Annotated in this window: 12 protein-coding genes; 11 read left to right on the forward strand and 1 reads right to left on the reverse strand. The window is 73.2% G+C overall.

From position 1 onward, the window contains the following. The first annotated feature begins 225 nt into the window (after positions 1–225). From AC5L30_RS09285 to AC5L30_RS09325, 9 genes are all read left to right on the forward strand, one after another. Entirely contained in the window at positions 226–1,500 is a 1,275-nt protein-coding gene (locus AC5L30_RS09285) for an adenosylmethionine--8-amino-7-oxononanoate transaminase (protein WP_494866482.1), read from the forward strand. A 73-nt stretch (positions 1,501–1,573) separates the two neighbouring features. Further along, complete coding sequence (gene pyrF / locus AC5L30_RS09290; protein ID WP_433318206.1) at positions 1,574–2,410, forward strand: orotidine-5'-phosphate decarboxylase; 837 nt, start codon at positions 1,574–1,576, stop codon at positions 2,408–2,410. Positions 2,411–2,588: 178 nt separating this feature from the next. After that, on the forward strand, positions 2,589–2,906 hold the full coding sequence (gene mihF, locus AC5L30_RS09295) for an integration host factor, actinobacterial type (protein WP_030335662.1): 318 nt from the start codon (positions 2,589–2,591) through the stop codon (positions 2,904–2,906). Between the two features lie 25 nt (positions 2,907–2,931). Next, the gene (locus AC5L30_RS09300; RefSeq protein ID WP_494866484.1) at positions 2,932–3,465 is read left to right on the forward strand and encodes a nucleoside/nucleotide kinase family protein; all 534 of its coding nucleotides are present in this window, start codon (positions 2,932–2,934) and stop codon (positions 3,463–3,465) included. Between the two features lie 64 nt (positions 3,466–3,529). Then, a complete protein-coding gene (rpoZ, locus tag AC5L30_RS09305) occupies positions 3,530–3,793 on the forward strand; it encodes a DNA-directed RNA polymerase subunit omega (protein WP_030335666.1) in 264 nt (87 codons plus the stop codon). Between the two features lie 14 nt (positions 3,794–3,807). Beyond that, on the forward strand, positions 3,808–5,016 hold the full coding sequence (gene coaBC / locus AC5L30_RS09310) for a bifunctional phosphopantothenoylcysteine decarboxylase/phosphopantothenate--cysteine ligase CoaBC (RefSeq protein WP_494866485.1): 1,209 nt from the start codon (positions 3,808–3,810) through the stop codon (positions 5,014–5,016). Positions 5,017–5,103: 87 nt separating this feature from the next. Continuing rightward, positions 5,104–6,297 (forward strand): methionine adenosyltransferase, encoded by a 1,194-nt coding sequence (gene metK, locus AC5L30_RS09315; RefSeq protein WP_354945685.1) that lies wholly within the window; start codon positions 5,104–5,106, stop codon positions 6,295–6,297. Next, the gene (locus AC5L30_RS09320) at positions 6,294–8,267 is read left to right on the forward strand and encodes a primosomal protein N' (protein WP_494866575.1); all 1,974 of its coding nucleotides are present in this window, start codon (positions 6,294–6,296) and stop codon (positions 8,265–8,267) included. Before metK ends, AC5L30_RS09320 begins: the two co-directional genes overlap by 4 nt. Positions 8,268–8,523: 256 nt before the next feature. Further along, positions 8,524–9,507: an AAA family ATPase gene (locus AC5L30_RS09325; protein WP_494866487.1), complete on the forward strand. Its 984-nt coding sequence runs from the start codon at positions 8,524–8,526 to the stop codon at positions 9,505–9,507. A gap of 80 nt (positions 9,508–9,587) precedes the next feature. Here AC5L30_RS09325 and AC5L30_RS09330 read toward each other — a convergent pair whose 3' ends face one another. Continuing rightward, positions 9,588–10,868, reverse strand: a complete 1,281-nt coding sequence (locus tag AC5L30_RS09330; protein WP_494866488.1) for a chymotrypsin family serine protease — start codon at positions 10,866–10,868, stop codon at positions 9,588–9,590. A 238-nt stretch (positions 10,869–11,106) separates the two neighbouring features. Between AC5L30_RS09330 and AC5L30_RS09335 the strand changes: the two genes are divergently transcribed. Both AC5L30_RS09335 and def read left to right on the forward strand, forming a co-directional pair. After that, positions 11,107–13,599 (forward strand): ATP-binding protein, encoded by a 2,493-nt coding sequence (locus AC5L30_RS09335; RefSeq protein WP_494866490.1) that lies wholly within the window; start codon positions 11,107–11,109, stop codon positions 13,597–13,599. An 86-nt stretch (positions 13,600–13,685) separates the two neighbouring features. Beyond that, complete coding sequence (gene def / locus AC5L30_RS09340; protein ID WP_357189739.1) at positions 13,686–14,243, forward strand: peptide deformylase; 558 nt, start codon at positions 13,686–13,688, stop codon at positions 14,241–14,243.

The following is a 14,243-nucleotide window of genomic DNA, read 5'->3' on the forward strand; positions in this document are numbered from 1 at the left end:
CCGGCGCAGCCGGGTGCCGAGCCCGCTCCGCGCCGAGGAGCCCACGCCCGCTGTTGTCCCTTTGCTCTGCACCCGTGGGTGCACCACCCGGAGCGCGACACCGGGCCACCGGGTGTCGCGTCCGCGGGTGCAGAGCAAAGGCAGCGGAAATGGAAGCGGCGGTGAGGTTCGACCCGGCCGCAGGACGTCCGCCGTCCGGACCGCTTGAGGCGCAGAGGAGTACGCGTGACACCCGAGGAGATCCTGGCCGCTGACCGGGCGCACGTCTGGCACCCGTACGCCGCGCTGCCGCCGGCCAACCCGCCGTACGTGGTGCGCGGCGCCGAGGGGGTACGGCTGACCCTGGCCGACGGGCGGGAGCTGGTGGACGGGATGTCGTCCTGGTGGGCGGCGATCCACGGCTACCGGCACCCGGTGCTGGACGCGGCGGTGACCGACCAGCTCGGCCGGATGAGCCACGTGATGTTCGGCGGGCTCACCCACGAGCCAGCGGTGCGGCTCGCCCGGACGCTGGTCGAGCTGACCCCGGACGGCTTGGAGCACGTGTTCCTGGCCGACTCCGGCTCGGTCAGCGTCGAGGTGGCGGTGAAGATGTGCCTGCAGTACCAGCGGGCCATCGGGCGGCCCCAGCGGCGCCGGCTGGCGACCTGGCGGGGTGGCTACCACGGCGACACGTTCCATCCGATGAGCGTCTGCGACCCGGAGGGCGGGATGCATCACCTGTGGGGCGACGTGCTGCCTCGGCAGGTGTTCGCTCCCGTCCCGCCGGGCGGCTTCACCGATCCGCCCGACGACGCATACCTGGCGGCGCTGGTGGAGACGGTCGAGCGGTACGCCGACGAACTGGCCGCCGTGATCGTCGAGCCCGTCGTCCAGGGCGCCGGCGGGATGCGCTTCCACCACCCGGGTTACCTGCGGGTGCTGCGAGAGGTGACCCGCGCGCACGGGATTCTGCTGATCTTCGACGAGATCGCCACCGGGTTCGGCCGTACCGGCGAGATGTTCGCCGCGGAGCACGCCGGGGTGACGCCGGACGTGCTGTGCGTGGGCAAGGCGCTGACCGGTGGGTACCTGACCCTCGCGGCGACCCTGTGCACCCCGCAGGTCGCCCGGGGCATCTCGGCCACCGGTGTGCTGGCGCACGGGCCCACGTTCATGGGCAACCCGCTGGCCTGCGCGGTGGCGAACGCCTCCCTCGGGCTGCTGCGGGCCGGGGACTGGGCCGGCCAGGTCGCCAGGGTCGGCGCCGGCCTGCGCGCCGGTCTGGAGCCCCTGCGCGGCACGCCGGGCGTGGCCGACGTACGGGTGCTCGGCGCGATCGGCGTGGTCCAGCTCGATCACGAGGTCGACCTGGGCGCGGCGACCGCGGCCGCGGTCGCCCAGGGGGTGTGGCTGCGTCCGTTCCGCGACCTGGTCTACACGATGCCGCCGTACGTCACCGACGACGCCGACCTGGCCCGGATCGCGGCCGGGGTGGCGGCGGCGGTGGCGGCTGGCTGAGTCGGCCCGGTCACCGGGTCGACGGGTTACCCGGGCGGGGCAGCCGCCCGGACGAGAAGAGGGGAACACTCCGATGGAGAGCTTCGGTACCCGGCTGCACCGGGCGATCACCGAGCGGGGCCCACTCTGTGTGGGCATCGACCCGCATCCCGGTCTGCTGGCCCAGTGGGGCCTCCCGGACGACGTCGCGGGGCTCGACCGGTTCAGCCGGACCGTGGTGGAAGCCCTCGGTGACCGGGTTGCGGTAGTCAAGCCTCAGTCGGCCTTTTTTGAGCGATTCGGCTCCCGAGGTGTGGCCATTCTTGAGTCAACTATCCGACAGTTACGGGATGCCGGCTCGCTCGTTCTGCTCGACGTCAAGCGCGGCGACATCGGCTCGACGGTGAGCGCGTACGCCGCCGCGTACCTTGATCCATCCAGCCCCGTGTATGTCGACGCGGTCACCGCGAGCCCCTACCTCGGCGTCGGTTCGCTGGCGCCGATGTTCGAGCTGGCCGCCGAGCACGGCGGCGGAGTGTTCGTGCTGGCCCTCACCTCCAACCCCGAGGGCGCGGCCGTGCAGCGGGCCGTCACGGCCGACGGCCGCACTGTCGCGCAGACCGTGATCGACGAGATTTCCCAGCTCAACAGGGGTGCGTCCCCGCTCGGGAGCTTCGGTCTGGTGGTCGGCGCGACCATCGGTGACACCGGTCACGACCTCTCCGGTGTGGGGGGCCCACTGCTCGCGCCGGGGCTCGGCGCACAGGGTGCCGGCGCAGCCGATCTGCGTACCGTCTTCGGTTCGAGCCTCGCCTCGGTGCTCCCGTCGTACTCCCGGGAAGTGCTCTCGGCCGGCCCCGATGTGGCCGCGCTGCGGGCCGCCGCGGACCGGGTGTTGGTCGACTGCCGGGCCGTCCTGCCTGCCCGGTGACTGACTGACGGGTCGGTCACTCTACGGTGATCATGCGGCCCCCACGTTGCCGAAAGCTCCGTTGGCCGCTAGTTTTCCCCGCGCTGGGAACCATGGACCCCTTGGTTCACAGCGACACCACGTTTCACAGATGCGGCGGTGCGCCCCGCACGCCGCGATAGGGACCTGAGGAGAACTGGTGCCGCTCCCGTCACTGACCCCCGAACAACGCGCTGCCGCGCTCGAGAAGGCCGCGGAGATCCGCAAGGCCCGTGCTCAGCTGAAGGAGCAGCTCAAGCAGGGCAAGACCACCCTCGGTGCCGTCCTCGAGCGGGCCGAGAGCGACGACGTCGTAGGCAAGCTCAAGGTGTCGGCCGTCCTGCAGGCCATGCCGGGCATCGGCAAGATCCGGGCTACCCAGATCATGGAGAAGCTCAAGATCGCCGACAGCCGTCGCCTGCGTGGCCTCGGCGAGCAGCAGCGCAAGGCACTGCTTGGAGAGTTCGCCGCCAACTGAACCTGGCAGCGTGTAGAAACAAGCAGTGAGCACGGATGACGAGGCGCGCCCGGCGGCTCGGCTCACTGTCCTGGCTGGACCTTCGGGTTCCGGCAGGGAGAGTGTCGTCGAGCTCGTCCGGGCGCGTTCTCCGTCCGTGTGGATCCCGGTTGCGGCGACCACCAGGCCGCGCCGGGAGTCGGAGATCGACGGGGTGGACCGCGTCTTCCTCGCCCCCGCCGAGTTCGATCGACGGATCGTCGCCGGCGAGCTGCTGGAGTGGTCCCGGATCGGTTCGCACCGCCGGGGCACCCCGTACCCGCCGCTGCGCGCCCGGCTCGACGCCGGGCAGCCGGTGCTGCTCTCGCTCGACCTGCGCGGGGCTCCCCTGGTCCGGGCGCGCCTGCCGGACGTCCGGCTGGTGCTGTTGAGCCCACCCGGGTACGCGCCCGACGCGACCGTGGCCGCCACCGTCGAGCACACCCTGACCCACGACCACACCGAACGGGTGGTCGACGAGCTGGTAGGCTTACTCGGTTCTTCTTATCCGGATCCGGCCTGGTCGCGCGTGCGTGGCTGACGGTCGGCCGCCGTTGAGACTCAGCACCGCGTCCGCGCGGCTCGAAAGACGCAGAGGTTAATTCGTGGGATCCATCGCCAACCCCGAAGGCATCACCAACCCGCCGATCGACGAGCTCCTCGAGAAGACGACGTCGAAGTACGCGCTGGTCATCTTCGCCGCCAAGCGCGCGCGCCAGGTCAACGCCTACTACAGCCAGCTCGGTGAGGGTCTGCTGGAGTACGTCGGCCCGCTCGTCGAGACCACCCCGCAGGAGAAGCCCCTCTCGATCGCCATGCGCGAGATCAACTCGGGCCTGCTCACCGCCGAGCCGACCGACCAGCCGTAAGCACCCGCTGGCCGATGTCCGCCTCGATCGTCCTCGGGGTCGGTGGCGGCATCGCCGCCTACAAGGCGTGCGAGCTGCTGCGACTCTTCACCGAATCGGGTCACCGGGTTCGGGTCGTGCCAACCGCGTCGGCGCTCCGCTTCGTTGGAGCGCCGACCTGGGCCGCGCTCTCCGGTCAACCCGTCGCTGACGACGTCTGGACCGACGTCCACGAGGTGCCGCACGTCCGGCTCGGTAAGCAGGCAGACCTGGTGGTGGTCGCGCCGACCACCACCGACCTGCTCGCCAAGGCCGCCCACGGCCTCGCCGACGACCTGCTGACCAACACCCTGCTGACCGCCCGCTGCCCGGTCCTGCTGGCCCCGGCCATGCACACCGAGATGTGGGAGCATCCCGCCACCGTGGCCAACGTCGCCACGCTGCGCTCCCGGGGTGTGCGGGTCATCGAGCCCGCCGTCGGCCGGCTCACCGGGGCCGACACCGGCAAGGGCCGGCTGCCCGACCCGGCGGAGATCTTCGCCGTCGCCGGTCGGTTGCTGGCCCGTGGCGAGTCCGCCCCCGCCGACCTGGCCGGCCGCCGGGTGGTCGTCACCGCCGGTGGCACCCGCGAGCCCCTGGACCCGGTCCGCTTCCTGGGTAACCGCTCGTCGGGCAAGCAGGGGTACGCGTTCGCCCGCGCGGCGGTCGCCCGGGGCGCCCGGGTCACCCTGATCGCGGCCAACGTCGGCCTCGCCGACCCGGCCGGCGTCGACCTGGTCCGGGTGGGCACCACCGCCGAGCTGCGGGAGGCGACCGTCAAGGCCGCCGTCGAGGCCGACGCGGTGGTGATGGCGGCGGCTCCGGCCGATTTCCGGCCCGCGACGTACGCGCCTGGCAAAATCAAGAAGTCGGACGACGGTGTCGCGCCCACCATCGAGCTCGTCACGAACCCGGACATCGCGGCGGAGCTGGGCCAGCGCAAACGACCAGGGCAGGTGCTGGTGGTGTTCGCCGCCGAGACCGGCGATGCCGAGGCCAACGGCCGGGCGAAACTCGCCCGGAAGCGGGCCGACCTGATCGTGGTCAACGAGGTCGGTCCGGACCTGGTCTTCGGCGCCGACACCAACACGGTGACGGTCATCGGCGCGGACGGTTCGGTCAGCCGGCTGCCCGAGCAGGCCAAGGAAGCCGTGGCCGACGCCGTCTGGGATCTCGTCGTGGCGCGGCTGCCCGGCCGCTCCTGACGGGTGGAACAGGGCGCGACCGATCCCGACACCGGCCGCAGTGGTGATTAGACTGCCGCGGAACGACCTCACACGCTTAGGAGTGCCGTGACACGCCGTCTCTTCACGTCCGAATCGGTCACGGAAGGCCACCCGGACAAGATCGCTGACCAGATCAGCGATGGCATCCTCGACGCGCTGTTGGCCGAGGACCCCCACAGCCGCGTGGCGGTGGAGACCATGATCACCACCGGTCAGGTGCACATCGCCGGCGAGGTGACCACGAAGGCGTACGCCGACATCCCGACGATCGTCCGCCGGACCATCCTCGACATCGGCTACGACTCGTCGAAGAAGGGCTTCGACGGCGCCTCCTGTGGGGTCAGCGTCTCCATCGGCGCGCAGTCCGAGGACATCGCGCAGGGCGTGGACAACGCGTTCGAGCTGCGGACCGGGGCGTCGGAGAGCGCGCTGGACGCGCAGGGCGCCGGCGACCAGGGCATGATGTTCGGCTTCGCCTGCTCGGAGACGCCCGAGCTGATGCCGCTGCCGATCGCGCTCGCCCACCGGCTGGCCCGCCGCCTCTCCGCGGTGCGCAAGGACGGCACGATCCCGTACCTGCGGCCGGACGGCAAGACCCAGGTCACCATCGAGTACGAGGGGCTGCGCCCGGTCCGGCTGAACACCGTGGTCGTGTCCAGCCAGCACGCCGCCGACATCTCGCTGGACTCGCTGCTCACCCCGGACGTGCGCGACCACGTGATCGCCCCGGAGCTGGAGAGCCTCGGTCTGGACACCGACGGCTACCGGCTGCTGGTCAACCCGACCGGCCGGTTCGAGATCGGCGGCCCGATGGGTGACGCCGGGCTGACCGGTCGCAAGATCATCGTCGACACCTACGGCGGGTACGCCCGCCACGGAGGCGGCGCGTTCTCCGGCAAGGACCCGTCCAAGGTGGACCGCTCGGCGGCGTACGCGATGCGCTGGGTGGCCAAGAACGTGGTCGCCGCCGGTCTGGCCGAGCGGTGCGAGGCGCAGGTCGCCTACGCCATCGGCAAGGCGCACCCGGTGAGCCTCTTCATCGAGACGTTCGGCACCGAGACCGTGCCCGTCTCCTCGATCGAGAAGGCCGTCACCGAGGTGTTCGACCTGCGTCCGGCCGCGATCATCCGGGACCTCAACCTGCTCCGCCCGATCTACCAGCAGACCGCCGCGTACGGCCACTTCGGCCGGGAACTGCCGGACCTGACCTGGGAGAGCACCGACCGGGCCGCCGACCTCAAGTCGGCCGCGGGAGCCTGACCGCCACCAAGCGCAGCGACCGGCGACCCGCGGATGGGTCGCCGGTCGCGCGCGTCTGCGTGGATGTGCCGCTGGCACACCTGGACCGGCCGTTCGACTACCTGGTGCCGGCGGAGCTGGACGAGGTGGCGGTCCCCGGGACCCGGGTGAAGGTGCGCTTCGCCGGGCAGCTCGTCGACGGATGGTTGCTGTCGCGCGCCGACGACTCCGGGCACACCGGCCGCCTCGCGTACCTGGAGAAGGTGGTCTCGCCGGAGCCGGTGCTGGCCCCGGAGGTCGCCCGGCTGGCCCGGGCGGTCGCCGACCGGTACGCGGGCAGCCTCGCCGACGTGCTGCGGCTCGCCGTGCCACCCCGGCACGCCCGGGTGGAGAAGGAGCCCCGCGACGACCAGCCCACCCCGGCGGCCCGCACCGAGGCGGTCGACCCGGGCGGGTGGCGCGACTACCCGACCGGCCCGGCCCTGCTGCGGGCGCTGGCCGACGGACGGGCGCCCCGCGCGGTCTGGTCGGCGCTGCCCGGTGAGGACTGGGCGGCCCGCTACGCCGACGCGGTGGCGGCCACCGTCGCCGGCGGGCGTGGCGCGCTGGTCGTGGTGCCCGACGCGCGTGACCTCGACCGCCTCGACGCCGCGCTCACCACCGTCCTCGGCCCGGGGCGACACGTCAGCCTCTCCGCCGCCCTCGGTCCCGCCCGGCGGTACCGGGCCTTCCTCGCCGCCCGCCGGGGCCAGGTGCCGGTGGTGATCGGTACCCGGGCGGCGATGTTCGCCCCGGTGGCCCGGCTCGGCCTCGTGGCGATCTGGGACGACGGTGACGACCTGCACTCCGAGCCCCGGGCGCCCTACCCGCACGCCCGCGACGTGCTGCTCACCCGGGTGCACCTCGCCGAGGCCGGCGCGCTGGTCGGCGGGTACGCCCGGACGGCCGAGGCGCAGCTGCTGGTGGAGACCGGCTGGGCTCGGGAGGTGGTCGCCGACCGGAGCACCGTGCGGGCGCGGATCCCGGCCATCGCGCCCACCGGGGACGACCCCCAACTGGCCCGTGACCCCGGGGCCGCCACCGCCCGGCTGCCCAGCCTGGCCTGGACGGCTGCCCGCGACGCGCTCCGGCAGGACCTGCCGGTGCTGGTGCAGGTGCCCCGACGCGGCTACCTGCCGTCGATCTCCTGCGCCGAGTGCCGCACCCCGGCCCGCTGCGCGCACTGTGCCGGCCCGCTCGCGCTGCCCTCGGCCGGCGGCACCCCGGCCTGCCGGTGGTGCGCCCGGGTGGCGGCCGCGTACGCCTGCCCGGAGTGCGGTGGGCGGCGGCTGCGGGCCGCGGTGACCGGTGCCCGGCGGACCGCCGAGGAGCTGGGCCGGGCGTTCCCCGGCGTGTCGGTGCGCACCTCGGGGCGCGAGGAGGTGCTGACCGACGTGCCCGGCGGCGCGGCCCTGGTGGTCGCCACCCCAGGCGCCGAGCCGGTCGCCGACGGCGGCTACGGCGCGGTGTTGCTGCTCGACTCGTGGGCCCTGCTGACCCGGGCCGACCTGCGCGCCGGCGAGGAGGCGCTGCGCCGCTGGCTGGCGGCGGCGGCGCTGGCCCGCCCGGCACCGGCCGGTCGGGTGGTGGTGGTCGCCGACGGCGCGCTCGCCCCGGTGCAGGCACTGCTGCGCTGGGACGCCGGCTGGTTCGCCGGTCGGGAGTTGGCCGAGCGCCGCGAGCTGGGATTCCCGCCGGCGGTTCGGATGGCGAGCGTCACCGGAGCGGCCGAGGCGGTGGCGGACCTGCTGGCCGCGGCCCGGCTGCCGGACGACGCCGAGGTGCTCGGGCCGGTGCCGGCCGAGGAGGGCCGGGAGCGGATGTTGGTCCGGGTGCCCCGGGCCCGGGCTGCCGCGCTCGCCGAGGCGTTGCACTCGGCCGCCGGCGTTCGGGCCGCCCGCAAGGCCGCCGATCCGGTTCGTCTCCAGGTCGATCCGCTGAGCCTGTTCTGAGAAGTTTCGGCCGGTGCCGACGGTGGCGGACCTCTCCCGCTGCGGTGGCCCTCGCACACCGCGTCCGGCAAAGCGGTGGCATCCGAGTGGTAGCATCGCCCGTCATGCCAAGGCGTACGACGGGCTCCAGGTCGCGAGGGGGCGTCAGCCGCGCCGAGCTGGAGCCGTCGCGGGATGGCGCGCCGATGGCGGGAACGCGTCCGTCGGGCGCGAGGTCGATGATGTCAATGAGCCGGTGATCAGGGGTGGACCAGTCGTGACCGTTGGACAATCGATCGTCTTCAACGGCGACCTCGGCAGCGGCAAGAGCACCGTGTCGGTCGAGATCGCCAAGCGGCTCGGCATGCGCCGGGTCAGCGTGGGGGACCTCTACCGGGAGATGGCGCAGCAGCGGCAGATGACCGCGCTGCAACTCAACCTGCACGCCGAGCTCGACCAGGCCGTCGACGGCTACGTCGACCAGCTCCAGCGGGACATCGCCGCCTCCGGTGAGCGCCTCATCATGGACTCCCGGCTGGCCTGGCACTTCTTCACCGACGCGCTCAAGGTGCACATGATCACCGAGCCGGGCGAGGCGGCCCGCCGGGTGCTCGCCCGACCGTCCGGGCCGGCGGAGAGCTACGGCTCCCTGGAGGAGGCGAAGGCCAAGCTCCGTGAGCGCAGCGCGAGCGAGCGCAGCCGGTTCATCATCCGTTACGGGGTGGACAAGGCCCGGCTGCGCAACTATGACCTGATCTGCGACACCACCCGGGCGTCCGCCGCCGAGGTGATCGAGCACATCGTGGCCGCGTACGAGGGCACGCTCGGCGCCGAGGTGCTGCGCGACGCACCGCCGCTGCTGCTGCTGGACCCGGCCCGGGTCTACCCGACCGAGGACATCGCCACCCTGCGGGGTCTGTGGGACACCGACTTCGTCGGTGGGGTGGCCGAGGCCGGTGACGAGGCCCTCGAACCGCTGAAGATCGGGTTCACCGGCGAGTACTTCTTCGTCGTCGACGGTCACCGCCGCCTGAGCGCCGCGCTGCAGAACGGGTTCTCCCTGGTCCCCGCCCAGCTGGTCGCCGAGGTCGACGAGCCGGTCGTGGGTGGGATGACGGCGATCGACTACTTCGCCGCCCAGGTGCGCCCCGGCCTGATCTACGACTGGGAGGCGGCTCACAAGATCCAACTGCCGCTGCCCGAGCCCGCCCTGCTCCGCGGCGACGCGGTGCTCGCGGGCGACCCGGGCGCCAGCGTCTGAACCCAGCGCGAGGCCGGGCCGACGCGCGGGGTACGCGCGCCGGCCCGGCCACCGAGTCGTACGGCGGTCGCCGAGACGCCTCAGCCGAGAATGACGCCTGAGGCGCCCACCCCGGCCATGCCGGAGAAGATGTCCTCGTAGTACATCCGCCAGGCGCAGACCCGACCGGTGGTCACGTAGCCGGTACAGGCGACCGCGGTGTTGGTGTCGTCGATGGCGGTGTTGGTGCCGGTCGCCCAGACCTGGAGGTTGTTCGCCGCGTTCACGATCTCCACCGGGCCGCCGCTGTCACCCTGACCGACGGCGTTGGTGCGGGTGGTGTTCTCCGCCTGCACCTGACCGCAGACCGTGCCGAAGTTGCGGACGTTGATGCAGAGGTTGCGGGCCTTCACCTGGATCGAGCACCGGGTGCCGGAGTACGCGCCGGAGGTGCAGACGAAGTTGCCGACCTGGCTGGCCGTCGCGCCGATCACCTGGTTGCTGAACTCGCTGACCACCGCACCGGCGGCATTGGTGCTGTTGTTGAAGACCCGGCCGCCCGAGCTGCCCGCGAGGAGCAGGGTGTCGGTGCCGGTGTTGCGGGTTCCGACGATGCCGATCGTCTGCCCGGTCGGGTCGGTCGCGAGGACGTTGAGGTTGGCGCAGTGCGCGGCGGAGAGCATCCGCGCCACCCCGCCCTGGAAGACCCCGAAGCCGGTCGAGCAGCCACCGCCGGTGGCGGTGTTGCGCCACGCGGCGCCACCCCACCACGGCGCCGTGTCGTCCCATCGGGTCGCGGGGGCGGCGGCGACCCCGGTCTGCACGGTCACCGGTACGCCGGCGAGAGCCGTCGCGCCGAGCAGCCCGTCCTGCGTCCCGACGAGCAGGCCGGCGCCGTCGGCGCGCGGCCCGACCGTGGTGATCTTGTTGCCGGCCGCGGCCCGCAGCCGGTCCGCCGCGACGAAGAGTTCCCGCTGTGTGTACGCGGCGGGCAGCACCTGGGTGGCGACGGTGGCCCGGGCGGTGGCCACCAGGTTGGCGGGTGGCTCGCCCTTCCAGTAGACCTGGAGCTGACGGGTGGTGGGGTCGGCGACGATACCGGCGAAGCCGGAGCTCGCGCTGCGCTGCGCCGCGTTCGTGATCCGGGCGGCGGCGGTGTTCATCCGCTGCTGCAACCGGAGCAGCTCCGACCAGGAGGCGAAGCCGCCGGGCACCGGTGTGCTGTCGACGAAGGATCCGGTGGTGGCGGCCTTGCCGCCCGGTGCGGCGGTGGCCGGGGTGGCGGTCAGGCCCGCGACGAGCAGGGTGAGACCGATCGCGGTGACGGCGACGCGACGCAGCATCGCCACGGGGCGTCGGGTGGTCGGGTGTGGACGGATCATCGGGTACCTCTTCCCCCAGGGTTCGTGGAGCGGGCCGAGCCCGCACCAAGACGGTGGCAGGGGCATCGGCGCCGCGGCGCGGATCCTGGACGGGGCTGGACACCGTTGGACACCGCCGGACGGGGACGATCCGCAGTGGAACTGTCATACATTGGCAGCTGTCTATCGAGTGGCGAGCGGCCGGAATTACCCTGCCCGTGCGTATCCGGGGGGCCGGATGACCGGGGGTGGGGGCCGCATGTCCGAGCAGTGGGTGCCTTCCGGCACCCATCACACGTCACACGGGTCGCCCGGCGCGTTCGAGCTGGCCCGCGCCGGCACCGAGACGCACACACTGCCGGAGCTGGCCGGGTTGCTGCGCCAGTTGCGCCGTCGCGAAGCCCGGCAGCAGGGCGAGACCCTGCTGACGTACCGGCAGCTGGCCGCGAAGACCGGCTGGTCGCGGGGAATCATCGGGGAGTACTTCGCCGGCAACATCCTGCCGCCGCCGGAGCGGTTCGACGCCCTCATCCGACTGCTCGGGGCGACCCCCGCCGAGCAGGGGGTGCTGGCCACCGCGCGGGACCGGGTCGAGGAGCGACGTCGACGCCCGACCCGGGACCACGCGGCCGCCGGGCGAGCGGTCGCGCGGGCCAGAGCCGGCGGCCCGCGCACCGCTGGCACGTCCCCCCGGTTCCCGGTGCCCCGCCAACTGCCCCCGGCGCTGCCCGGGTTCGTCGGACGCGCGACCCAACTCGCGCAGCTCGACGCGGCATGCGCCGGTGCCGTGGCGGCCGGGGACGACGGCATGGCGTCGGTCGCCGTCATGACGTTGTCCGGTACGGCCGGGGTCGGCAAGACGACCCTCGCCGTCAACTGGGCGCACCGGGTCGCCGATCGCTTCCCGGACGGCCAGCTCTACGTCGACCTGCGCGGGTTCGACTCCACCGGCACGGTGGTGACCGCCGTCGAGGCGGTGCGGGGCTTCCTGGAGGCCCTTGAGGTGCCGCCCGAACACATCCCCACCCACCTGCCCGCGCAGGTGGGCCTCTACCGCAGCCTGCTCGCCGGCCGCCGGATGCTGGTGCTGCTGGACAACGCCCGCGACGCCGACCAGGTCCGGCCCCTGCTGGTCGGCAGCCCGAGCTGCCTGGTCCTGGTCACCAGCCGCAACCGGCTCGCCGGCCTGATCGCCACCGGCGGCGCCCGGCCGATCGGCGTCGACCTGCTCAGCACCGCCGAGGCCTGGCAACTGTTGGCCCGACGGCTCGGCGCGGACCGGTTGGCGGCCGAGCCGCAGGCGGTGGACGAGATCATCGAGCGGTGTGCCCGGCTGCCGCTGGCGCTGGCCGTACTCGCCGCGAGAGCCGCGGAGAAGCCGACGTTCCCACTGGCCACCCTCGCGGCCGAATTGCGGGCGGCGCCGCGACCACTCGACTCGTTCGACGGAGGGGACGCCGGCACCGACGTGCAGGCCGTCTTCTCCTGGTCGTACCGGAACCTGACCCCGGCGGCGGCGCATCTGTTCCGACTCTTCGGCTGCCATCCGGGGCCGGACATCGGGTTCGCCGCAGCGGCCAGTCTGGCCGGGCTGCCCCGGGCCCAGGCGCCCCGGCTGCTGGCGGAGCTGGCCCACGCGCACCTCGTCACCGAGCACGCCCCCGGCCGGTTCGGCGCGCACGACCTGCTCCGGGCGTACGCGGCCGAGCAGGCCGAACGTCTCGAACCGGCGCAGGCCCGGCGGGCCGCGATCCGGCGCGGGCTGGACCACTACCTGCACAGCGCCCACGCGGCGGCGCTGCTGCTGCAACCGGGCCGGGACCCGGTCGCCCTCGCCGCCGCCGCACCGGGCGTGGCACCCGAGGAGATCACCGACCTCGAGCAGGCGCTCGCCTGGTTCAGCATCGAGTACCCGGTGCTGCTGGCGGCGGTCGACCACGCGAGGCGGGCCGGGTTCGACGGTCATGCCTGGCAGCTGGCCTGGACACTGGTCGACTTCCTGCAACGCCGGGGACGGTGGCCGGACCTGGCCGTGGCCCAGCGCAACGCCCTGGCCGGGGCGCAGCGGGCCGGTGACCGATCAGGGCAGGCGAACGCCCACCGCGACCTCGCCCGGGTGCTGTCCCGGCTGGGCCGGGTGAAGGAGGCGGCGAGGAACTACCGCCAGGCCCTGGCGATCTTCGCGGAGCTGGCTGACCACACCGGCCAGGCGCGTACCCACCGGGCGTTCGGCGCGATGCTCGACGGGCTCGGCCGGCACGCCGAGTCGCTGGAGCAGAGCGAGCGGGCCCTGGCGCTGTACCGGGCCGCCGGTCACGTCGCCGGCGAGGCCAGCGCCCGCAACGCCGTGGGTTGGGCGCACGCCCAGCTCGGCCAGTACGAGCCGGCGCTCGGGCACTGCCGGGAGGCGTTGACGCTGCTGCGGACGACAGGTGACCGCCACGGTGAGGCGAACACCTGGGACAGCCTCGGCTTCATCCACGCCCGACTGGGTGACCACCGTGCCGCGATCCGCTGTTTCCAGCGGGCGCTCGGGCTGTACCGGCGGGTCAGTGACCGCTACGACGAGGCGGACACCCTGTCCCGGCTCGGCGAGAGCCGGCAGGCGGTGGGGGACGTGACCGGTGCCGCGCGTACCTGGCACCGGGCCCTGGGCATCCTCGACGATCTCGGCCATCCGGACGCCGAGCGGGTGCGTGACCTGTTGGCCGGGGAGTCTGCCGGTGACGCTGGGCACACCGGCCGTGGTTGATCGAGGTGCGCCGCCCGGCGGGTGGCCGGGCACTCCGTAGACTGGTACGGCACCGCTCGTCCCACCCCAAGAAGGAGCCGTCCCGCGTGACCGTCCAGCCCATCCGTCTGTTTGGGGATCCGGTGCTGCGCACGCCGGCCGATCCGGTGGTCGACTTCGACGCCGAGCTACGTCGGCTCGTCGCCGACCTCACCGACACGATGCGTGAGCAGAACGGCGCCGGCCTCGCCGCGCCGCAGCTCGGTGTGAGCCTGCGGGTGTTCACCTTCGACGTCGACGACGTCCTCGGGCACCTGATCAATCCGGTGCTGGAGTTCCCCGACGAGGAGGAGCAGGACGGCCCGGAGGGCTGCCTGTCGATCCCCGGGCTCTACTTCGACACCAAGCGTCGGCAGAACGTCATCGCCAAGGGCTTCAGCTCCTTCGGCGACCCGATGCAGATCGTCGGCACCGGCCTGATGGCGCGCTGCGTGCAGCACGAGACCGACCACCTCGACGGGGTGCTCTTCCTGGACCGACTGGACCCGGAGGGGCGCAAGGAAGCCATGAAGGCGATCCGCCAGGCCGAGTGGTACGACGCGGCGGCCCCGCCCACGGTCAAGCTCAGCCCGCACATCAGCGACCCCTTCGGTCTGGGGCGCTGA

The organism is Micromonospora sp. BQ32 (assembly GCF_059358895.1).

Coding starts and splice junctions, on each gene's coding strand:
- pyrF (WP_433318206.1), top strand. CDS start 1,574: ATGGAGAGCTTCGGTACCCGGCTGCACCGGGCGATCACCGAGCGGGGC.
- coaBC (WP_494866485.1), top strand. CDS start 3,808: ATGTCCGCCTCGATCGTCCTCGGGGTCGGTGGCGGCATCGCCGCCTAC.
- AC5L30_RS09330 (WP_494866488.1), bottom strand. CDS start 10,868: ATGATCCGTCCACACCCGACCACCCGACGCCCCGTGGCGATGCTGCGT.
- AC5L30_RS09335 (WP_494866490.1), top strand. CDS start 11,107: ATGTCCGAGCAGTGGGTGCCTTCCGGCACCCATCACACGTCACACGGG.